This window comes from Methylobacterium sp. CM6257 (assembly GCF_054611515.1).
In genome coordinates this window covers 6,398,444-6,418,966 of record NZ_CM137735.1, presented here as the reverse complement: position 1 = coordinate 6,418,966, position 20,523 = coordinate 6,398,444, and the positions used below count along the sequence as shown (strand labels likewise).

General features: G+C 66.1%; 17 protein-coding genes and 1 pseudogene. 6 read left to right on the top strand and 12 right to left on the bottom strand.

The genetic code is table 11. From position 1 onward, the window contains the following. Positions 1-30: 30 nt before the first annotated feature. The 4 genes from ACYCO6_RS31395 to ACYCO6_RS31380 form a co-directional block, all read right to left on the bottom strand. Complete coding sequence (locus ACYCO6_RS31395) at positions 31-786, bottom strand: RNA polymerase sigma factor (protein ID WP_459766707.1); 756 nt, start codon at positions 784-786, stop codon at positions 31-33. Positions 787-793: 7 nt separating this feature from the next. Then, on the bottom strand, positions 794-1,972 hold the full coding sequence (locus ACYCO6_RS31390) for a patatin-like phospholipase family protein (protein WP_459773803.1): 1,179 nt from the start codon (positions 1,970-1,972) through the stop codon (positions 794-796). A 98-nt stretch (positions 1,973-2,070) separates the two neighbouring features. Then, entirely contained in the window at positions 2,071-2,574 is a 504-nt protein-coding gene (locus ACYCO6_RS31385) for a cupin domain-containing protein (RefSeq protein WP_459766705.1), read from the bottom strand. Positions 2,575-2,700: 126 nt separating this feature from the next. After that, positions 2,701-3,630, bottom strand: a complete 930-nt coding sequence (locus ACYCO6_RS31380) for a LysR family transcriptional regulator (protein ID WP_459766703.1) — start codon at positions 3,628-3,630, stop codon at positions 2,701-2,703. Between the two features lie 159 nt (positions 3,631-3,789). Here ACYCO6_RS31380 and ACYCO6_RS31375 point away from each other — a divergent pair, with 159 nt between their 5' ends. Then, entirely contained in the window at positions 3,790-4,623 is an 834-nt protein-coding gene (locus ACYCO6_RS31375; RefSeq protein WP_459766701.1) for a 3-hydroxybutyrate dehydrogenase, read from the top strand. A 58-nt stretch (positions 4,624-4,681) separates the two neighbouring features. Next, complete coding sequence (locus ACYCO6_RS31370; protein ID WP_459766699.1) at positions 4,682-4,816, top strand: hypothetical protein; 135 nt, start codon at positions 4,682-4,684, stop codon at positions 4,814-4,816. A 250-nt stretch (positions 4,817-5,066) separates the two neighbouring features. Here ACYCO6_RS31370 and ACYCO6_RS31365 read toward each other — a convergent pair whose 3' ends face one another. The 5 genes from ACYCO6_RS31365 to ACYCO6_RS31345 form a co-directional block, all read right to left on the bottom strand. Further along, positions 5,067-6,347: a cation:proton antiporter gene (locus ACYCO6_RS31365; RefSeq protein ID WP_459766697.1), complete on the bottom strand. Its 1,281-nt coding sequence runs from the start codon at positions 6,345-6,347 to the stop codon at positions 5,067-5,069. Positions 6,348-6,972: 625 nt separating this feature from the next. Further along, entirely contained in the window at positions 6,973-7,575 is a 603-nt protein-coding gene (locus tag ACYCO6_RS31360) for a cyclase dehydrase (RefSeq protein WP_459766695.1), read from the bottom strand. Then, positions 7,572-8,744 carry a zinc-dependent alcohol dehydrogenase gene (locus ACYCO6_RS31355; protein ID WP_459766693.1) on the bottom strand — a complete coding sequence of 391 codons (1,173 nt, stop codon included), beginning with the start codon at positions 8,742-8,744 and terminating at the stop codon, positions 7,572-7,574. Before ACYCO6_RS31355 ends, ACYCO6_RS31360 begins: the two co-directional genes overlap by 4 nt. Positions 8,745-8,864: 120 nt before the next feature. Further along, a complete protein-coding gene (locus tag ACYCO6_RS31350) occupies positions 8,865-9,020 on the bottom strand; it encodes a hypothetical protein (protein WP_459766691.1) in 156 nt (51 codons plus the stop codon). Positions 9,021-9,177: 157 nt separating this feature from the next. Beyond that, the gene (locus tag ACYCO6_RS31345) at positions 9,178-11,205 is read right to left on the bottom strand and encodes an AI-2E family transporter (RefSeq protein WP_459766689.1); all 2,028 of its coding nucleotides are present in this window, start codon (positions 11,203-11,205) and stop codon (positions 9,178-9,180) included. A gap of 363 nt (positions 11,206-11,568) precedes the next feature. On the opposite strand from ACYCO6_RS31345, the gene ACYCO6_RS31340 reads away from it, so the two are divergent. Continuing rightward, positions 11,569-11,964, top strand: a complete 396-nt coding sequence (locus tag ACYCO6_RS31340) for a hypothetical protein (protein ID WP_459766687.1) — start codon at positions 11,569-11,571, stop codon at positions 11,962-11,964. Between the two features lie 711 nt (positions 11,965-12,675). Here the strand turns inward: ACYCO6_RS31340 and ACYCO6_RS31335 are convergent. The 3 genes and pseudogenes from ACYCO6_RS31335 to ACYCO6_RS31325 all read right to left on the bottom strand — a co-directional run. After that, complete coding sequence (locus tag ACYCO6_RS31335) at positions 12,676-13,713, bottom strand: YihY/virulence factor BrkB family protein (RefSeq protein ID WP_459773799.1); 1,038 nt, start codon at positions 13,711-13,713, stop codon at positions 12,676-12,678. A gap of 189 nt (positions 13,714-13,902) precedes the next feature. Then, positions 13,903-14,820, bottom strand: a complete 918-nt coding sequence (locus ACYCO6_RS31330) for a patatin-like phospholipase family protein (protein ID WP_459766685.1) — start codon at positions 14,818-14,820, stop codon at positions 13,903-13,905. Between the two features lie 308 nt (positions 14,821-15,128). Further along, a pseudogene (locus ACYCO6_RS31325) lies at positions 15,129-15,269 on the bottom strand (IS3 family transposase); the annotation flags it as partial. A gap of 370 nt (positions 15,270-15,639) precedes the next feature. On the opposite strand from ACYCO6_RS31325, the gene ACYCO6_RS31320 reads away from it, so the two are divergent. From ACYCO6_RS31320 to ACYCO6_RS31310, 3 genes are all read left to right on the top strand, one after another. Beyond that, positions 15,640-16,818, top strand: coding sequence for a YihY/virulence factor BrkB family protein (locus ACYCO6_RS31320; protein WP_459766683.1), 1,179 nt, complete (start codon positions 15,640-15,642; stop codon positions 16,816-16,818). A 780-nt stretch (positions 16,819-17,598) separates the two neighbouring features. Next, positions 17,599-17,892, top strand: a complete 294-nt coding sequence (locus tag ACYCO6_RS31315; protein ID WP_459766681.1) for a hypothetical protein — start codon at positions 17,599-17,601, stop codon at positions 17,890-17,892. 404 nt (positions 17,893-18,296) lie between these two features. Further along, positions 18,297-20,456, top strand: a complete 2,160-nt coding sequence (locus ACYCO6_RS31310) for an amylo-alpha-1,6-glucosidase (RefSeq protein WP_459766679.1) — start codon at positions 18,297-18,299, stop codon at positions 20,454-20,456. Positions 20,457-20,523 lie beyond the last annotated feature (67 nt).

Here is a 20,523-nt window from a genome sequence, read left to right as displayed (position 1 = left end):
GGTGCATGGGACGTCGAGCGCGCTCAAACATCAGTGAGCTTCTCCCAGCTGAGACCCCGGCCCGCCTCGAGCGATCGCCCTGATCCCTCGGCCCGAGCGCGCCAGCGCGGAGGACCGGGACACGCCGGGACGAAGGTCGGCGGCCTTCGGCCGAAGGAGGAGAGATCCGCCGGCAGCATCGTCGCGTGAGAAGGGCCCGAGCGCCTCCCCGTCCTCGCAGCCGGACAGGAGCCGCCGCAGGGTTCCGATTGCGCGGTGAAGGTTCACCTTCAGGGAGACCTTGCTGCGGCCCGTCCCGGCCGCAGCTTCGGCGAGGGAGCGCTCCCGGACCACGAGCTGTTCGACTGCCAGTCTCTGCGCCGCCGGCAGCGCCTCGATCGCCCGAACGAGACAGGACCGGCGATCTTCTTGGGCGAGCTGTTCGCAGGGCAGCGGCGCGGGATCGGCGACACGCTCGAAAGCGGTGGGCGCCTGCACCTCCGGTGCCCGGCGGGCGGACCGGCGCAGATGATCGATGCTCCGCCGCTTAGCAAGGGCGCGCAGCAAGGGCAGGAAGGGACGGGCCGGGTCGTAGGTGGCGCGCGCCCGGTGCAGCGTGAGCAGCGTCTCCTGCACGACATCCTCCACCGCGGACACGGGGACGCCTTGGGCCCGGGCCGTCGCGGCGATCACCGGCACGCAGTCGCAGAGCAGGATCCGGTAGGCGCGAGCATCCCCGCCCTGGGCCGCGGCCATGGCGGCTGCGAGGTGTGCCTCGCCGTGCGAGGGGCCGATCGGGCTCGTCATCGGCGCCTCACCGCGTCACGGCTGCGTGACCCGCCGCGGCCTCGTGCAGCACGAAGCCTTCGAGGGCATCGACCTCTCGGGTCCAGGGCGCCTCGGCGAGGACGCGTTGGGTGTGCCGGTAGCCGGCCTCCGCGCGCGCTCGGATTCCGTGCGGGCTGAAGTCGATGTCGCGCAGGTGGTCCTCCGTTTCGAGGCGGGGCGCGAGGAGCCGGACCACGTGCATGCGGGTCAGACAGCCATGAGCGGCGAGTGCCTTGACCTCGGGATCGGCCGCGATGTCCCCGGGCAGGCGGCGGGCGAGTTCCGCGATGACGTGCCGGAGCCGGTGCATCTGCTTCTGGCGCGCGATGTGGCTGTGGGCGCGGCTTGCGTACTGGAGGTCCTTCTGGCGGTTGGCGACCTCCCAGAGGGTGCGGGGCTCGGGGCCGGACGGGTTCCACATATGGACCGCGAAGACGATGCCGTCGCGCCGCGGATCGTCGTCGAATACCGCCTCGACGGGCGTGTTCGAGAGGATGCCGCCGTCCCAATAGAGGTCATCTCCGATGCGCACCGGAGGAAAAGCCGGCGGCAGTGCTCCGGAGGCCATGACGTGGCGCAGATCGAGCTCCATGTCGCGGCTGTCGAAGTAGCGCATCTGCCCGCTGCGCACGTTCGCCGCCCCGACTGTGAGGCGACAATCGCCGCGGTTCAGCGTCGGCAGGTCGACGAGTTCCCGCAGTGTCGCCTCGAGGGGGTGCGTCGAATAGTAGGCCGCGCCCTCGGCACCGAGCGGGACGTGCGGCCCCGCGAAGGCGAGCGGGTTCGGGGCGAAGAAGGGCCCGATCCCCTGAACGAGCGTCAGCCAGGTGGCGGCAGCGGGCCCGAGCAGCGGCAGTGCCGCGAACGCCTGATGCACCGGGCTGTGCTCGACTCGGCTCCAGAACGCGTGCAGGCGCTTCAGACGGCGTTCTACCGGGTTGCCGGCGATCAGGCTGGCGTTGATGGCGCCGATGGATGTGCCGATGATCCAGTCGGGCTCGATTCCGGCCTCATGCAGAGCCTGATAGACCCCGACCTGGTAGGCGCCGAGCGCTCCGCCGCCCTGCAGCACCAGTACGACCTGACCGTGCCGCCGACGCAGGGCGTGGGCCAGCAACTCCGGCTCGGGTGCCGCGGGCGGGGCTTGCGGCTCCTCGTGAACCATGTCGAGCATCGCATCCTCCTCGCTGGTCAGGCGCGCTCCGCCGTGTCCCGGGTTCCCCTCTCGCCCGTCAGCATGGCCGTCTCCTCGTCGCCGCGTGCTCACATCCGGTGAAGGTCACCCCTCACGGGAAAGAGGTCCGCCGAGAGCACGATGGCGGGCGTGCTGCCGGTGTTCTTCCACCAATGCGCGGTGGCGTGAGTCTCCGAGGTCGCTTCGCCCGCTTTGTGGGTGATCGGCACCGCGCAGGTGCTCGCGTATTCGACCACCTCTCCCGAGACTACGTAGATGATGGCTGGTCGGTCGCCGTGGCTGTGCCAGGGCACGATTCCGCCCGGCTCGATCACAAGCCGGCGCAGCCGGAACTGCCGATCGGCGATGCCAACCGGCTCCTTCGCGAGTTCCGTCGAGGCGATCACGGTGTCGGTCACGCCCCGCGCCCCCGACGTGCTCTCGGCCTGCCCTTTGCCGCCAGCCACCACCTTGTCTCCCGGGCAGGAACCCGCCTGGGCCGCGTGAGCGCCGAGCGCGACGGCGCCGGCCACCGCTAGTGCCTTGCACAGCGTACGGCAGTCGGCGCTGCGGGGCATCGAGATCGGAGTCATGCTGCCCTCCTGATGGTCTGGGGTCGCCCTGGATGGGACGTGCTCCGATCATCGGAGGCCAGGCGCCGCAGCGGAAATGCCGTTTGGGTTTCGGGGCGATGCCTTGCGGTTATCGAGCGGCCGGCCTCATGCGGGGAGCGGCAGCTCGGCTGGCCGGTCCTCGCCGAGGTCGAAGCGGCTCGGGGGCCATGCGTACTGATTGAGCGCTGTCACGAGCGCTGCGAGCGGCGAGGACCAGCGCCGGCCCGCGACCGTGACGAGGCAGACCTGCCGCGCAACGACCGGATCCAGCACCGGAAGCAGGGCGATGCCCGGTAGAGTGGCGGAAAACTCGGGGAGGAAGCACACGCCCATCCCGGCGACCACCATGCTCTGGATCCAGTCCTCGCGCTCGCTGCGATGCGAGCGCAGGATCTCGGTGCCCTGCGCGCGCAGAAGGTCGGCGAGATGGTCGCGGTACTCGCAGTTGATCCGCTGCAGGTAGATCTGCCCGGCCATGTCGCGCATGCGGACCGCGTTGAGGCAGGAGAAGTCGTGCAGCTGCCCGCAGGCGACCATGAAGCGCTCTTCGTAGAGGGGGCTGGCCCGCAACGGCTCCGGAAAGCCCTCCGGCCGGGCCATGATGGCCACGTCGAGCTCGCCCGCCAGCAGCATCTCGGACAGGCGCCCCGGCACGCCCTCGATCAGGGTCAGTTCGATGCCCGGATGCGTAACCCGGAAGTGGTTCAGGAAGCCGACGAAGCGCAGCGGGCCGACGGTGCACATCACCCCCAGGGTGAGCTGTGCCCCCTCCAGACGCAGGAATCGCGAGGCGGCGCGCTTGGCTCGCTCGCGATGCTCGATCATCTGACGGAATTCCGGCTCCAGCAGGCGACCGAGGTCCGTCAGATGCACGTGGCTGCGCTCGCGCGAGAACAGCAGGCCGCCGAGTTCGTCCTCCAGCTTCTGGATCGCCCGAGTCAGAGCCGGCTGTGTCACGTTGCAGTGTTCTGCCGCCTTGGTGAAGTTTCCGAATTTGCTGATCGCCAAGAAGTAGCGGATCTCGTGGAGCTCCATCGTCGCCTCCCGTTCCCGCTCCTCTGCATTCCGCGTCCGAGGCCTGCTGTGGCCAATGCCGGATGCGCATGCGTTCGATGAGACAAGAGTATTGGCGATAGACCGATCTGAGCCGCCATTCTCCTTAAGACAGCATCGGAGTCCACCGGAGAGGCACCCATGGTACACATCCTCCAGTCTGCCGGGCTCGACCGCGCCGGCACGGTGCGGCCGCTCGACGGCCGTGTAGCCATCGTCACCGGCGCTACGAGCGGCATCGGTTACGTGGTAGCCGACACCCTGGCCGAGCAGGGCGCCTTGATCGTGATCAACGGCCTCGGCGAGGCGGGCGAGGTAGAGCGCCTGTGCCGGGATCTGAGTGAGCGGCATCAGACGCCCGTCCGCTACGACGATGCCGACCTTTCGCAGGCCGAGGCCGTCATGGACCTGGTCGACCGCTCCGCACGCGCCTTCGGCCCCGTCGAGATCCTCGTGAACAATGCCGGCATCCAGCATGTCGGCCCGATCGAGGAATTTCCGTTGGAGAAGTGGGACGCCATCCTGTCGGTCAACCTATCGGCGGTGTTTCACGCCACGCGCTGCGTGCTGCCCGACATGCGCCGGCGCGGATGGGGGCGGATCATCAACGTGGCTTCGGCACACGGGCTGATCGGGTCGCCGTTCAAGAGCGCCTATGTGGCGGCCAAGCACGGAGTCGTGGGACTGACGAAGGTCACCGCGCTTGAGACAGCCGAGGCCGGGATCACCTGCAACGCGGTTTGCCCCGGATATGTCTGGACGCCGCTCGTCGCGCATCAGGTGCGCGCCCAGGCGGCCGCGCACGGCCTCGCGGAGGACGAGGTGGTCCGTAAGCTCCTGCTCGCCGAGCAGCCAAACAAGCGCTTCGCCACGGCCGAGGAAATCGCCGGGACGGTCGCCTTCCTGTGCAGCCCGGCCGCGGCGTCCATTACCGGCACGTCCATCAGCGTCGACGGCGGCTGGACGGCACACTGAGATGCACCTTCCTGGGGCTGGCGGAGAGATGCGCGCGTTCCCTTGCCGGAGCGTTCCCGTGCCGGAGATTGCTGCCGAAGATGCTCGGCGCCTCCATTACGGCGGGCCGCGCCAGCGTCTGTTGCGCGCCTCGAAGCGGACCTACGAGGCGCGCTGCAACGTCGGCAAGGATCATTTCGCGTCGAACGCCTGAGCCATCATGACGGTTCGGATCTGCGGTTCGAACGCCGGAAGCCGGCGGGCTGCCCCCGGTCGAGTCTGCAGACGCAGAACGTCACACTCACATGACCGGGCCGGGTGGAACTCGGACCTTCGCATCCGAACCCGTGCGCGTTCGAAGGCGCCTCGAACCGGACTACCTGCCCATGCAACCCAGTTCGCGCAGTCCAGATCGGATGATGCCCTTCGGGCAGGCCTCCATCGGCGCAGGAGCCGTTGGGGCTCTAGCGGGAGCGTGCCGGTCCAGGCCTGTCCGGCCCGCGAAGCGTGCGACGTGCCACCATCCCGAGCGTCGAGCCCTGCACGATGATGGTGAAGAGCACCACCGCGTAGGTCGCAGCCAGGATTGCCGATTTGTCCGGCCCCTCTGGCAGCGAGAGCGCCAGGGCTACCGAGATGCCCCCGCGCACGCCGGCCCAGGTTAGGAACGGCAGGTTGCGCGCCGAGAACAGGTCGGTCCACCGGACCAGAAGGAGCGGCATCGCGACGGCAACGGCTCTGGCCACCAGCACGATCGGAACCGCAGCCGCAGCCAGGATGATTGCAGGCACCTCAAAGCGCAGGACCAGCACCTCAAGGCCGATCAGAAGGAACAAGACCGAGTTCAGCACCTCGTCAACCAGGGTCCAGAGGGCGGACACATAGCCCTGCGTGCGCTCGCTCATGGCGTCGCGCGGCGCGCGATCGCCGACGAGCAGGCCGGCGGCAACGACGGCGAGCGGACCGCTGGTCCCGAGCTTCTGCGCAATGGCATAGGTCCCGGCGACAAGGGCCAGGGTGATCAGGACCTCCACCGGAAAATCGTCGATCGCCCGCATCGCGCGATAGGCGATGTAACCCGTGATCACGCCCAGGAGCAGGCCGCCGAATGCCTCCTGCACCAGCAGCCGCACGATCTCGGCAGTTCCATGCCCGCCACCTCCGGTTCCGGCCGCGTAGCCGAGCAGGATCGTGAACAGCACGACGCCGACACCGTCGTTGAACAGAGCCTCGCCCTGCATCTCGATCTCCAGGGCCTCAGGCACCTGCACGTTCTTGAGCGTGCTCAGAACCGCGACCGGGTCGGTGGGACTGATCAGGGCGCCGAACACCAGGGCCCAGGATAGCGGGAGCGGACGCCCTATGGCCTGCGCGGCCCCCCAAAGCCCCGCACCGACCAGAGCGGTTGAGATGACGGTTGCGACGAGCGCCAAGAGGGCGATCGGCCAAGCCCGCTCGCGCATGGCCTCCAAGTTGAGGTTGAGGGCGCCGGCAAAGAGCAGGAAAGCCAGCATCCCGTTCATCACCACCTGGGTGAAGTCGATCTGCTGGAGCGCCTGCGTCAGATCCTCGTAGAGGTGCTGCTCGGGAAAGACGAGATCGAGAAGGACGAGGAGCAGCGAGGCCACGAGGCCCAGGATGAGCAGGCCGATGGAGTGCGGCAGGCGGACGAAGCGGCGATTGAGCCAGCCGAACAGGGCCGAGAGGGTCAGGAGCAGGGCGGCAAGGTCGAAGATTGAGAGCACGCAATTTCCTCGGCTTCCCTCACGGCGGGCCAGGAGAGATCGAGATCCCTGCCCGGGCATCCCGGTCGGGCAACGTGCATCGGGGCAGTCGGATCGTTAGACGATCATCATCGGGCACGTTGAGCAGCTCCAAGGACGCCCTTCGGTAGTCCCGCCGCGCGCGTGAGAGGGCCGTGACGGACCGGAACGGTCGAGATTGCGCGTCCCTCTGGGGCGAAGACAGGAGCGGCGTGCCGGAACCCGCCACAATCCGCATTGTTGGCCGAAGACTTTCGGAGAGGTGGCTATGTATCCGCTGTTAGCACTCGCCTTAGCCGGCGCCACCGTTGTAGGCGCCGCATTCGGGGCCCTCGCGCAGGGCGCATCCGAGCGGAGCGACGAGCAGGTGTGCCAAGCTCGGGCTGACGAACTGAAAATGGCTGCCGACTTGCGTGATGCCTACATGCGCGAATGTCTGGCCGGTGAGCGCTTGAAGCGAGGCGGATCCGAACAGAATAGGTGAGTTCGCCTCGCATCATTCAGCGACACGCCGGGAATGGAACGGACCCGTATTCGGAGTCAAACATCCTGCCAGACGTCGACTGGCTCCGCTCGGCCCGGTCGCAGCAACATCCCGCAGGCGGAGCTAGGTCTTGCTCGTATTCACCGACGGATGTCCGCCCGTCCATGGCCTCAGCGCCTCCGGGATGCGGAAGTCGGCCGGGACCCCGAAATCGGATGCTGCGCCGCGCATCGCATGCGGGGGGCGTGGAAAGCCGCTCCGGTTCGCGTAATTGAACTTTCCCGGAGGCGCGAGACGCTTCTCGGCGATCAACCCCTCTGCGCAGACGACGTCGAGCAGCGTCACGCCCGCCACTGCGGCCGTCGCCGCCGCAAGGTTGGCCTTTCGAGGGTTGCCACCTTCGAATCCGGTGACCAGCGTTGCGAGGTCGAGCGCATCGCCACCGACACGGCCCAGGATCCAGGGTGTCGGATCATGGCTCATGAGGATTGCGGCTCCGGTCGCTACCTCGCGAACCCCATAGCTGCGGATCAGCGTCTCCCGACCGTCGAGCCCGAGTGCGCGACACAGGCCGTGCGCTGCCGTCAGCTCCAGGAGTCCGAGCCCGATGGAGAACCAACCGAGGCCGCGGGCGAGTTCGTCGTGACGCGTGCGGGCCCCTCTCCCGGGTGCGCCGCGGGCGGATACGATCATATCAGTCGATTGGACCGTGCGGGCGCTGCTCATGGCCGGATCACCACTTTGATGCAGCCATCCTGCTTGTCGCGGAAGACACGATACATCTCCGGACCCTCCTCAAGTCCGACGGTGTGGGTGATGACGAATGAGGGATCGATCTGGCCCTCCTCGATCCGCCGCAGCAGATCGTCCGTCCAGCGATTGACATGCGTCTGCCCCGTCCGGACCGTCAGCCCCTTGTTCATGAGCGCGCCCATCGGGAACTTGTCGATCAGGCCGCCGTACACCCCGGGCACCGAGATCACGCCTGCTGGGCGACAGACCATGATCATCTGGCGCAGGACATGGGAGCGATCGGTCTCCAGCATCATGGCCTGCTTGGCACGGTCATAGATGGCGTCGACGGCACCGAGCGCATGCGCCTCGAGCCCGACGGCATCGATGCACTTCTCCGGGCCTTTGCCGTCGGTCATATCGTTGAGCCGGCCAACGATGTTCGTCTCTTGGCCATAGTCGAGCACCTCGGCGCCGCCGGCTTGCGCCATCTGGAGCCGCTCGGGCACGCGATCGATCGCGATCACGCGCTTGGCGCCCAGCAGGATCGCGGATCGGATCGCCATCTGGCCGACTGGGCCGCAGCCCCAGATGGCCACGGTGTCGGTGGGCTGGATGTCGCATTGAACAGCGCCCTGCCAACCGGTCGGGAAAATGTCCGACAGAAAGAGCAGCTTCTCGTCCGGTATGCCGGTCGGGACCTTGATGTGGGTGGCGTCGGCGAACGGCACGCGCAGGTATTCGGCCTGTCCACCGGGATAGCCACCGGTCAGATGCGTATAGCCGAACAGACCCGCCGTCGTATGGCCGAAGGCGGTGTCGCCGAGGGCCTTGTTGCGGTTCGAGCGTTCACAGACCGAGAAATTGCCGCGCCGGCATTGCTCGCATTGGCCACAGATGATTGTGAACGGCACGACGATCCTGTCGCCAACCTTGAGCGCGCTGTTGTCCCGTCCGACCTCGACCACCTCGCCCATGGCCTCGTGGCCCATGACGTCGCCGGACTTCATGCCGGGCATGAAGTGGTCATAGAGGTGGAGGTCTGAGCCGCAGATCGCGCAGCTCGTCACCTTGATGATGGCGTCGCGGCCGTCCTCGATGGTCGGATCCGGGACAGTCTCACAACGAATGTCCTTGGTGCCGTGCCAGACAAGTGCCTTCAAGGCAGGACCTCCCAGTCACCGGATGGAGTGCAGCTCTCGGTGGTCCAACCGACGTCAGATGAGTTTGTTGCTGCCGGTCTGAAAGCGGTCGCATGTCAGCGCAACACGAACGTCGCACACTCAGTCTTGCCTATACGGGCTGCGGGGGCTCAGACTCGGTCGTCGGCCCCCCGGCAATTCTCCATCGTTCGGCAGGTCAAGCGTCCAGCCGGTCTGCCACGCCATGCCGGCCGCCATCAGCAATGCCTGGCCGAGCTTCCCGACGATCTCCTGCATCCTGCGTGCTCCTTCACCGGGAGACGTGCGAAGCGGACCTCCCCACCTCCCGCTTCGGGTCGAAACCAGCCGCTCGCCGCGGGTACCAAGAAGATTTTAGGCCGCGACTTCCATCGCGTTGAAACCTCAAGCCAAGGATCTGTTTGCCTGAAGGCGATCACTTTTTCGGCTTCGAAGGGATATTCAGTTGGGCCTTGAGCTCGCGAATCCTCTCCGCGCGCGGGCTTGCCTGCCGTGCAGCTTCTCGCGCGACTGACAAACAAGCTTCCACCCCCGCGTGCAGCGTGGCCACGACGTGGTCCGCACCGATCTGTTTGCGCAGCGTCTCATCCCTCAGCACGGCATCGTTCGACGGCCACAGGCCGACGAGAACCGGAATGTTACCCGCTCGCTGGCGCAGCCGCCGCAACAGATACCGTAGGTGCGAAGGGGTCCCGCTGATGTCGACGCAGGCGACGCAGATCATCGCCACCCCCTCGATATCAAGCTCCCCTATCCGGCTGCGCTTTGTGACGGTGTACGGAAGAACGCGTGCGCCAACGCCATGCTTCTTGAGAAGTTGCGCCATCATGGCAGCAGCGGCCTCGTCGAGCGGCCCTCGTCCGGCAATGCACAAGACTGCAGCTTCACCACGCCAGAGCGGCGGGAGCTCCTGTGGGTCGGGCGCTCGATTGGCGACAGTCCGGCCCTCCGGCAAGGCTTGCTCGGACTGAGACGGGATGTCCGCCGACGCCCGACGTTCCGCAGCCTCCGGATCAGGATCGCCGTCCTCATGATCATCCAGGTCCCCGATCAGTTCACCGAGGGTTTCGTTGATCAGCGCGATCTGGTCCGGCTTGAGCACGCCACGTCGTGCGTCTTCTGCGGCCATCTGCAGCCCTTTCAGCGCCACTTCGTCATAGTAGGACGAGAGGGAGCGCTCCTTGAGCAGTTGCTCCGCATGCTCCTCAGCCTCATCGGCGTCTCCTGCCAGCATGCGCTGATAGAAGTTCTCGACCGGCGTAAGGGCCGGGCGATCGCCGAGGAGAACGTCCAGGAACTCAAGATGCTCGATGTGCTTGCCCAGCACGACCAGGCAAAGGGTCAGAGGCGTCGACATGAGGAGCCCAACCGGGCCCCACACCCAGGTCCAGAACAGGGCCGAGATCACCACGGCGATCGGCGACATGCCTGTGCTGTGGCCGTAAAGGAGCGGCTCGACACCGTTGCCGATCACGGGCTCGGTCACGAGGAACAGGGCTGCCGTCCACAGCGCCATCGACCAGCCTGGCTCTGCAGCAGCGGCCAGCAGGATCGGGCCTGTCGCTGAGGCGAACGCGCCAACGTATGGCACGAAGCGCATGATGGCAGCGACGACACCCCATAGGACGGGGCTCGGCACACCGATCAGCCAGAGCCCGCATCCGATCAGCACACCGAAGGAGATGTTGACCCCAAGCTGTGCCAGGAAATAGCGGCTCAAGCGCCGTGCCGCGTCATCCATCGCGACCGTGGTGCGGTGTAAGTCGCTGGAGCCGAAGAGGCGGATCATGCGGTCGCGCAGGTCCTGGCGCTGCATGAGGATGAAGATCAGCACGACCAGGATGATGACGGTCGTGGCGAGGGGCTCAAGCAGCGGGGCGATCAGGCGTTCGGTGAGCGCCAGAGGCGTTGGAGCGGGCTCCCGGACCTCGACAGGAACCGGCTTCGGAGCAGCTGGCACCGGCGTGGCGTTACTGCCACTTGCTGGCTCATCTGCGGGCTTGGTGGGCTGCTCAGTGCGGGTGCGGGCACCGCGGTTGAGCTGGTTCAGCAGTTCGGAGACGCGCCCGAGAGTCCCTTCCTGAAGGCTCAGCACCTTCTGCTCGATGGTGCGCTGATAGTAGGGCAGATCCGTCGCGAGCTGAGCGACTTGGATGCCGATCACGCCGGCCACGGATGCAAGAATGCCGAGGGCGACGGAGACGGTGACGAGCACCGCCAGGATGCGTCCTATGAAGCGACGCAGGAAGCGCACGGCTGGGGCTAGGAGAAAACCCAGCAGGACTGCGAGGGCGATCGGGATGAAGATCTCGCGGCCGAAGTGGAGCACCGCGACCACCAGCACGAGAACAGCCGTGGTTCCGAGACCGGATTGACCGGGCGTGGAGGGCGGGAGCACACGTGGCGCGGCAGGCTGAGCTTCAGGTTGGTTGGCGGCTTGCATCCCGTCCTCGGCGAACTCACGACAGTGGCAAGCGCTCCGCTCGGCGGAGGCTCAGCTTTAGACAACGCGGCCGCTCATCCTCGTTTCAAAGGTCCGCACGGAACCGCTCGAACGGTCTTCGTGAGGACCAGACCTGTGCAATTCACCCCGCGTTGTGAGCGGCAGTGCTCCCGCACATGCGGCAGGCTCTTGGCGCGCCATCACGCTACAAAGTCCAGCTCTGTTGCGTCCGAAAGGCGGCCTCCGACTTGGCTTGAATGCCGCGCCATACCCCGTGTAATTTGCTGAAGGTGACCGCTGACGTGCAGATGTATGCCGTCGAACTGCGGGATTACATACAGACCGCCGGAAGCGCCGTATGCGTTGACTGTCGTGCAGTTCTCTTCCGAGCCGATCATGTCAATACGGAGCAGCCCAGCGCATACGGTGCGGAAGCCAGCGATCTGGTTTGAAGTCGCACGCCGAGCCGTACAGACGCTTCCGCATGTGGTGGAGGAGCTGAGCCCAGCCGGACCTGTGTTCAGGCTCGGCCGGCGGCGCTTGGCCTGGCTGGACGTGGATGGCGTCTCACTCGTGGTTCCCGTCGAATCTGACGAAGGTGAGATGCTGATCCAGGCGGAGCCCAGAACATTTTCTGCCGTCGGACGGAGGAAGGGGCGTCTGCTGCTCCGGGTTCATCTCGCCTATGTGGCAGAGGCAACGCTCAAGCGCCTCCTTGAGCAGGTTTGGCGCGAGCGCGCGACGCGCAAGCGTTCGTGATCGCGTATCAGCCGCAAGCCGCATCTGAGTGGGCGGAGGAGATCTGGTTGCGGCTATGCTGCTCGGGACGTGAGCGAATGGCTTCGCGGGGCTGCTGGCCCCTTCGGCATCGGTGAGCTCCCTGTGCGCCAGCCGCTGGTTCAGGCCGAACCCGGTTGCTTGCGGTGCGGCCTCGGGTAGCCCAACGGGGGACCCTCACGGTTCTGGGAGATTTCGGCACTCGGCCAATGTCCAATCCCCTCTCAGCGGGCCCCCAGTCACACTGATCGCGCTCACAGTCGGGCCCTCGCTTGGATGGCGCGGATAGTAGCTGTCCCGCCACGACGAGGTCCGGATCTCATGTGCGCCAGGGTAGGTGCGCGTGACGAACACGTAAGCGCGCCGGCCGTCCAGCGAACCGGACGTCACCTCGGTGATCTCACCAAACCGCACGTTGACATGCACCCCGTAGGTGTCCGCGACGAAGCGAGCGTTGTCACCGGCACGAACAAACACGCCCAGGGTAACCGCACATGCAACGGTCGGATCACGCCCAACAGGATCACCTAGGGCGCTGTGTTGCCCGTCGCCGAGGGGCCCGACCGCAGGAGTGGCCGCCTGCACGGCCAGACACAGGCAGGATGTGAGCAGCAGGACCTTTGCGGTGCTGGTGCGGAGCAGGTTCGTTGATCCGGCACAGTGCAGATGCATGCGGGCGTTGCTGCGCCTGACCTATGGGGGGCCGACTGTGTCGGCAGCAAAGGCCTGCCGGGATCCTAACGGCTTCGGGCGGCCGATCGTGCTGTCGCAGGCGGTCTGCCGCTCCATCTCGGCGTTCAACTCAGCCCCGAGAAGCACGATGACGACCGACAACCAGATCCAGGTCATGAATCCGACGCCTGCACCGAGCGAGCCATAAACTCGATTGTAGCTGTCGAAGGTTGCGACATACCAGGAAAACAGAGCTGAGGCGCAGACCCAGCACAGCGCTGCGACGGAGCTGCCCCAACTCACCCACCGCCATTTGGCCTCCCGTCGGCTCGGACCATACCGGTAGACCAGGGACAAGCCGAGGCTCACGAAGACGAGCAGGGCTGGCCAGCGCACGATCCGCAGCAAGGTGTCGGTGCGCGGGCCTAAGCCGATCTGGCTCAGCACGATAGGAAGGCCCACCACCATTCCCATGGCGGTGACGGCAACGATGGTGCCGCTGAGGGTGAACAGAAACGTCGTCGCGTAAAGGTGGACCAAGGTGCGCTTCTCACGCTCCTTGTAGATCACGTTGAGTGCATCGAAGAGCGCGCTCACGCCTGAATTCGCGCTCCAGAATGCGACCAGGAGGCTCACGACCGACGCTGTGCTGAGCGTTCCGGTGCTCTGCGTGGCGATGCGCTGGAGCTGGTCAGCAATGAGATCGAGCACCCCGTTCGGGAGTACGCCGGCAAGCAGACTGAGACTCTTGCCGATGACGCTCGGGTCCGAGAACAGGCCGTACACGGAGACGACGGTCGCAAGGCCGGGAAAGGTCGAGAGAAGGGCGAAGAAGGCGACGCCCCCGGCCGTTGAAAGGACCCGGTCTCGCGGCACGGCCCAGAATATGCGCCAGAAGATGTCCCTCCAGCCCCGGGCCGGTATCTGCGTGGGCTCAGTCGCGGTGCGGCCGTGGCCAGGTTCGCGAGCGCGGGCGCGAGCGATGTTGACGGTTGTCGCGTCGGGCGCGCGCGTGCTGACGGAGCGCCAATCCTCACCGTCTGCCTCGTCCTGGGTCATGAGGCCCCCGCGGAGGGAAGCGTAGGTCCTGCTGAGTTTATCGTCTGTCTCTTCAACGGGCCAGCGAACTCGTTTGCGCATCGCGCATCGCACCAGGCCTACGAAGTCCGGCAACGCGCCATTGCCGAATGGCGTCAAACATCGGCGTCCTTCCCCAGATCCCGATTCAGGCCCGCTGCCGGGTCCCCTTCAAGCTCGCGCCTCAAAAGCACCCAGCACCTCCCGGACATCGGGCAGGAGCTTCTCCGTCGCGTGACGGCCAAGCGCGATCGTCTCGGCCGCCCGATGAAACTCAAACAAGCCGATCTCCGCGAGGCGGGGAGAAATCATCAGATCTGGGGGGTCGCCGGCGAGCCGCGAGCGGGCGATGCGGTCCTGGGCGATGTTAAAGGCATCCGTCAGGATCGTCGCGGGACGCGCCGTGCGTGATGCCGAACGTGCGCTGCTCGGCTCCGGCGTGGCCCGTTGCGTCTGCAGGCGTGCCCACCAGCCAGCCGTGCTCGTGACAGGCTGGAGCGGCTCCCGCACGCAACCATGGGCGGGTATCACGGTGCCCCGGGTGCGCGGGTCGCCATTGAGATTGACGCAGATGACGATGTCGGCACCAAGGGCCCGTGCCAGAGTGACCGGTATCGGGTTCACCAACGCACCATCCATCAAGAGACGCCCGCCTGAGTTCAGCGGCTCAAGGATCCCAGGCAACGCGTAGGACGCGCGGATCGCATCGACCAAGGAACCCTGTGTCAGCCAAATCTCATGCCCGGTCGCGATCTCGGTCGCGACCGCAGCAAAACGCAGGGGCAAATCACCGATAGCGGTTGAGCCGAGATCTCTCTCCAAAAGCGCGCGCAGCCGCTCCCCACCGATGAGGCCTGCACCGCCGATCTGGAAATCGAGCAGGCCAAGGATGCGCCGCTTCGTCAGCAAACGGGCGAATGCTTCGATTTTGTCGAGCTTGCCTGCCGCATAGCATCCGCCGACCACGGCACCGACCGAGCATCCAGCAATGACATCCGGGACGATCCCGGCTTCGGTCAACGCTTGCAGCACCCCGATATGTGCCCAGCCCCGCGCTGCTCCGGAGCCCAAAGCGAGGCCGATCCGCATGCGGCTCCGCCGGTCCGCGAAAGCCGGGAGAAGGTCCACCAGCGTCGATCCTGAAGGGTCCCTGCTATGGCGTTGGTCATCCATCGCTCGGCCTGACTGCGTTGGGGTCAGGAGCATAGCTTCGGTGAGGCCGCCTACTGAAAGATGAATTACATGGGTAAGTCGATACCCACTAAGTCGCACTTGCGGGCCCACTCTGCCGCCGGGGCTCTGCTGCAAGCTCACATCTTCCAAAGAAGCGCGTTGCTTGAGTTGGGCGCATCATGTTCACCAGACCGGTATTTCGCACTGGGCCAGCAGAGAGGCCGCTGCATGGTGGCGGCCATGGGGAGTCGGAACGCCAGATCTGGCTCCATGACGGGCGCCGGCGGCCGGTGGTCGAACGATGAACGCGGCCGCATGCGGTTGTTGGTGTTCTGCCAGAGGCCGATCACGGCTTGCGCTTCTTTAGAGCGGGAAGAGAATCTCCTGCTACGGGTGCTCGTCACGAAGCTCTGCTCGGAGATATCTGCCTCGACGTCGCTGATCCGTCGGACTGAACAGAAGCGGACCTTCCGCAATGGGTGGAGAACCGGCATCGGGTCGCCGCCCGAAAGCCGACATTCGGCTTTACGCCCATTGCAGCCATCCAGCGCAGTGTGGGGGCATCGCAGAAGCGGATTTCGCGGGAGCTCGATTCATACGGAGGACTGGACGCGCTAAGCCTGTGCCGGGCTGGAGCAGCGGGCAGGATTGGCGCTACCCTGCGGCACCAAAGCGTGTTGTGGAAGTTATGCCGATGCTCCGAGGCTCACCGTGAGCCTCACGTATCGGTGAGACATGGCGGATCCGCGAACTCCTCTCGCCCCTTCTGCGCAAGGCAGCCACACCTCCCCGGTCCTCTGGACGGCCTTCCTTGGCACGGCCCTGCTGGGGCTTATTGCTCTGCCGAGACATCGTGCGTTTCCGCCGCGCGGAGTTCCAGCCTCTCGACAGGCCGGCGAGAAGCCCGGATCGGGGGATGGCCACGTCTCGCACGAGGGCGCTGCGGCCGGACGTCTGGCCGAGCGCGAGGCGGATCGGGGCCGGAAGGCGGACACGCCGTCCGAGATCTCCGCCCAGGGCTGGAAGGACGTCACGCTGCGCGTCTACCAGGAGTTCAACAGAGACCGTCTCTTGCTGGTCGCAGCTGGCGTCACCTTTTACGCAATCCTGGCCCTGTTCCCGGCTATCGCGGCGCTCGTCTCCCTGTACGGCCTCGTGGCGGACCCGAGCACGATCAACCAGCACCTGAATGACCTGCGCGGTGTTTTGCCGGGCGGAGCCATCGACGTCATTGGCGATCAGGTGAAGCGCCTGACCGCCAAAGGCGGCGGCACGCTGGGCCTGACCGCGGTGATCAGCGTCCTGATCTCGCTATGGAGCGCCAACGGCGGGATTAAGGCGATCTTTGAGGCTCTTAATATCGCCTACGAAGAGGAGGAGAAGCGCTCGTTCGTGATGCTGAACCTGCAGTCGTTCGCCTTCACGCTCGGCGCACTGCTGTTCGTCGTGCTGGCACTCACCGGCATCGTGGTTGTACCTGCGATGCTGCAGGTGCTCGGGCTGGACGAGAAGGCTTGGTACATCGCGCTCCTGCGCTTCCCGGCCCTTCTGCTGCTCGTGATCGGCACGCTGGCGGTGCTCTACCGCTACGGCCCAAGCCGCCGCAAACCGAAATGGCGCTGGGTGACGTGGGGCAGCGCGGTGGCGGGCGTGCTCTGGCTGATCGTGTCGGGCTTGTTCTCCTGGTATGTGGCGAACTTCGGCAGCTACAACGAGACTTACGGCTCGTTGGGAGCGGCCGTCGGCTTCATGACCTGGATCTGGCTGTCGACCACGGTCGTGCTGCTCGGCGCGGAGCTCAATGCCGAAATGGAACACCAGACCGTCCGCGACACTACGGTCGGCGACCAGAAGCCGCTCGGCGCGCGGCAGGCCCGCATGGCTGATACGGTCGCCGGATCCGGTCGAAGCTGAGGCCGGACATCGCACGTGTCCACGAGGAGACGTTCTCCGGCACGGCAGGAGAGCCGGGGGTTTTGATCCTCTCAACCCGCTTCGCAGCTCAAGCTCCCACGACCGACCTTGGCGCGCGGAGGAAGCGGAGCGCCACGCGGTCTGCGGCGTGAGGCGCATACGTCCAGAGCGCTCGCCTGCGCCGAACCGGCGCAGGCGAGCGCGTCAGATCAAGACCTGAGAGCCGCTTCCGATTGCAATGCGATCGGGAACGGCTCTCGGTCGGCCGTTCACGATGCGGAGCGGCCTCGCAGAGACGGCCCGGGATAGGAACCTGATCTTCATTCTGCAGTCGTTGCGGCGCGGAACCGACGCGGGCTGCCGAGAGGCTGCGGGCTACTCCGACCGATACTGGCGGGCGGTAGATGACGCGGAATCCAGGCTCAGCAGAGCGATATGTGAGTAGTCCGCAATCGTACAACTTGGCGGCCGAATCCCAGCACCGTGATGCAAGGTAGAGGATCGCATAGGGGCGAGTGATGTTGGTTCGTAGGTTCACCGTCCAGCACGCGAGGGCCCAGCCCATGTTCGACCCGCCGGAAATCCTGGCCGAACAGGTAGAGGAGTTCGCCGAAGCCGCTCGGCAGGCGATCGACGCGCGTCTAAGAGTGCACAGGGGTGAGTGTCCGGACTTCTGGGAGATCGTTGCGGGCCTCTACGCCCGAGGTCAGCCGAAGGCGCCTGAGGACACGAAGAACCACATCCCGGCCCCTTCCGTTAAGGATTCCGGAAGGGACGGGAATGTCGGCAGATCTCGCGATCCCATTCGTCATGGCCACCGTCTTCACGGGTGGTGCCATGCTGATCAAACACCTTGAGCGCCACGCGGAGCGCGTGACAGAGATCCTGGCGCTGATACTCACTACGTGCTTCGCCTTATTCGCCTGCGGTCTTATAGTCACGTATGGTGATTTGATCGCGGCTGACAGCGAGAAGAAAGCAGAAGTGAGGTCCAGTTCCGCAATAAGGAAGATGGATTCGCGGCTGGCCGGGAATTCCGGTGTTCGGCAATCTCTCGCCGTGCCGCCACGTTGACTGCCTGGGCTGCTTGTGGGAGGCGGCCAACAATTGATGCCATTTCTCGAGCCTCCGGCACCCTGTGCCGTTGAGCGCGAGCTCCCCGATGATTTCAAACCGAGATGTGCGCCCTGACATAGGTGCTGTCGATGGCGGCCGCCTCGCCCGACCATCATACTTTGGCCGGCGCGACGAGTATCCACTTCCGCAACCCCCACGGGATGCTGAGGCTGCCGCGTAGAGGGCACCGAAGGGCAAGCACAATGGCAACCGGCGCTAGGGGCGCTCCACGCGGGAAGTGGTGGGAACGCGGCGCAAGTTGAGTGCTTGGATCAGGATGCCGCGGCAGGCTGCCCAGGACGTCGCTTAGGGGCCGCGATCCGATCCCGGCCTCGCCCGGCAATTCGCGGAGAAGCGCGTGCATGGCCTACGAGATCGGTGTTGGTCCGGCTCAGATCACGATCAACGTCGGCGACAGCGTGCTCATCACCGAGATCGATGGCCAGATCCATCAGCCGAGCGAGCGCGGCCTGTTCTTCCGCGACACCCGCCTCGTCAGCTCCTGGACCGTCACCATCGATGACCGACCGTGGCAGGTGCTCAATTCCGCCGCCACCGACCACTTCGCCGCCCAGGTCCTGATGGTGAACCCGGCCCTGCCCAAAAATGCGGGCGAGGTGCCTGCCGGCAGCGTCAGCCTCACCCTGTCGCGTCTGCTCGACCATGGCGGCATGTGCGAGACGCTCAAGCTGCGCAATCACAACCGAAGTCGCGTGCGTCTCTCCCTCGCTGTGCGCTTGTCCTGCGACTTCGCCGATATCTTCGACGTGAAAGCCCACCGGATCGTCGTGCGCGGCGAAACCTGCACCCGCTGGTCTCCAGAGGAGGGCCGCCTCGCGACAATCCACACCAACGGCCGCTTTCGTCGCGGGCTCTCGGTCGGTCCAGCAGCCGGCGCCTTGAGGCCAGTCCTGCGGGACGGCGCGCTCTGCTTCCTCGTCGAACTCGATCCTCAGCAGTCTTGGAGTACCGACCTTGACTACCGCTGGATCGACGGTGACGCCGTGCTCGACGCACCGAGCGTCGCCTTCGCCGAGCGTGGGCGATCCAGGCCGGCCGCCGCCCTGCGCGACTGGCGCGATGGGGCCACGCGCCTGTGCACGCCGCACACTGGCTTGCAGCAGCTCTACGACCAGTCCTTCGACGACCTTGCCGCCCTGCGCCTGCCGTTTGAGGGCACGGACTGCAAGGCCTTTGTACCGGCCGCCGGCATCCCGTGGTTCGCCGCCCTATTTGGGCGTGACAGCCTGATCACCGCGATCCAGACCGTGCCGGTCTACCCCGACTTCGCCCGTGGTGCGCTGGAGATGCTGGCCCGCTATCAGGCCGACGAGACCGACGATGCGCGCGACATGCAGCCGGGCAAGATCCCGCACGAGTTGCGCCGCGGCGAGATGGCTGCCCTGGGTCTGAACCCATACCGGCCGTACTACGGCACCGCGGATGCCACCCCGCTCTACCTTATCCTGCTGCACCACGCGTGGCAGTTCACGGGCGACCGCGGCCTCATCGAGCGCCACCTCATCACCGCCGAGCGCTGCCTCGCCTGGATTGACGATTACGGTGACCTGGATGGAGACGGCTTCCAAGAGTACCAGTGCCGCGCGCCGGACGGGGCCGAGAACCAGGGCTGGAAGGATGCGGGCAACGCCGTCTTGGACGAGAGCGGCGGCGACGTCCCCGCGCCGAAGGCCCTGTGCGAGTTGCAGGGTTACGTCTACGACGCGTGGCGCCGGATGGCCCAGGTCTACGACGCACTCGACCGACCGGATCGGGCGCAGGGGCTCAGGGAAAAGGCGCGCGTTCTCCGCCGACGCTTCAACGCCGCGTTCTGGGACGAGGACGCGCAGTTCTACGCGCTGTGCCTGGACCCGGAGAAGCGGCGCGTGATGAGCGTCAGCTCGAACCCCGGTCACCTGTTGTGGTCGGGGATCGTGCCGCCCGAGCGGGCCGGGGCCATCGCGCGGCGGCTGATGGCCGAGGACATGTTCAGCGGCTGGGGCGTGCGCACGCTGTCGGCAGATCATCCGGCCTACAACCCGCACGACTACCAGCTCGGGGCGGTCTGGCCCCACGACAACGGCCTGATCGCGGTCGGGCTGTCACAGTATGGCTTCCGCGCCGAGGCGGCCCGCATCGCGGCCGGCCTGATCGCGGCGGCCAACCGCTTCATGCTGCATCGTCTGCCGGAGGTGTTCGCCGGGACGAGCCGATCCGACGCGCCTTTCCCGGTGCAGTATCTCGGGGCGAACGTCCCGCAGGCTTGGGCTGCGGGCTCAGTGTTCAGCCTGCTGCATGCCCTGCTCGGTATTCGGGTCGACGCCAGAGCCCGCAAGATCCTGGCCGACCCGCACTTGCCGGACTGGCTGCCGGAACTCACCCTGGTCGATTTCAGCGTCGGGCAGCAGACGGTTGATCTGCGCGTGTTCCGCGACGGCGCGGAGACCTGCATCGAGATCCTGCGCAGTGCCGGGGTGAGGCTGGTGCGGGAGCCCTTCGCCACTGCGGTCGAGTGCTCCTGAAACGACGATCCGTGCGCAATCGTGTGATCCCGAGTCCGGTTTGGACGCCGGCCGGCGCGCCAAAATG

What these genes read in the sequence shown, in the direction of transcription:
- ACYCO6_RS31380 (WP_459766703.1), bottom strand. Translation starts at nt 3,630, where the DNA reads ATGGAGCTCCACGAGATCCGCTACTTCTTGGCGATCAGCAAATTCGGA.
- ACYCO6_RS31385 (WP_459766705.1), bottom strand. Translation starts at nt 2,574, where the DNA reads ATGACTCCGATCTCGATGCCCCGCAGCGCCGACTGCCGTACGCTGTGC.
- ACYCO6_RS31345 (WP_459766689.1), bottom strand. Translation starts at nt 11,205, where the DNA reads ATGCAAGCCGCCAACCAACCTGAAGCTCAGCCTGCCGCGCCACGTGTG.
- ACYCO6_RS31390 (WP_459773803.1), bottom strand. Translation starts at nt 1,972, where the DNA reads ATGGTTCACGAGGAGCCGCAAGCCCCGCCCGCGGCACCCGAGCCGGAG.
- ACYCO6_RS31310 (WP_459766679.1), top strand. Translation starts at nt 18,297, where the DNA reads ATGGCCTACGAGATCGGTGTTGGTCCGGCTCAGATCACGATCAACGTC.
- ACYCO6_RS31360 (WP_459766695.1), bottom strand. Translation starts at nt 7,575, where the DNA reads ATGAGCAGCGCCCGCACGGTCCAATCGACTGATATGATCGTATCCGCC.
- ACYCO6_RS31335 (WP_459773799.1), bottom strand. Translation starts at nt 13,713, where the DNA reads ATGACCCAGGACGAGGCAGACGGTGAGGATTGGCGCTCCGTCAGCACG.
- ACYCO6_RS31375 (WP_459766701.1), top strand. Translation starts at nt 3,790, where the DNA reads ATGGTACACATCCTCCAGTCTGCCGGGCTCGACCGCGCCGGCACGGTG.
- ACYCO6_RS31395 (WP_459766707.1), bottom strand. Translation starts at nt 786, where the DNA reads ATGACGAGCCCGATCGGCCCCTCGCACGGCGAGGCACACCTCGCAGCC.
- ACYCO6_RS31315 (WP_459766681.1), top strand. Translation starts at nt 17,599, where the DNA reads ATGTCGGCAGATCTCGCGATCCCATTCGTCATGGCCACCGTCTTCACG.
- ACYCO6_RS31350 (WP_459766691.1), bottom strand. Translation starts at nt 9,020, where the DNA reads ATGCAGGAGATCGTCGGGAAGCTCGGCCAGGCATTGCTGATGGCGGCC.
- ACYCO6_RS31330 (WP_459766685.1), bottom strand. Translation starts at nt 14,820, where the DNA reads ATGCGGATCGGCCTCGCTTTGGGCTCCGGAGCAGCGCGGGGCTGGGCA.
- ACYCO6_RS31320 (WP_459766683.1), top strand. Translation starts at nt 15,640, where the DNA reads ATGGCGGATCCGCGAACTCCTCTCGCCCCTTCTGCGCAAGGCAGCCAC.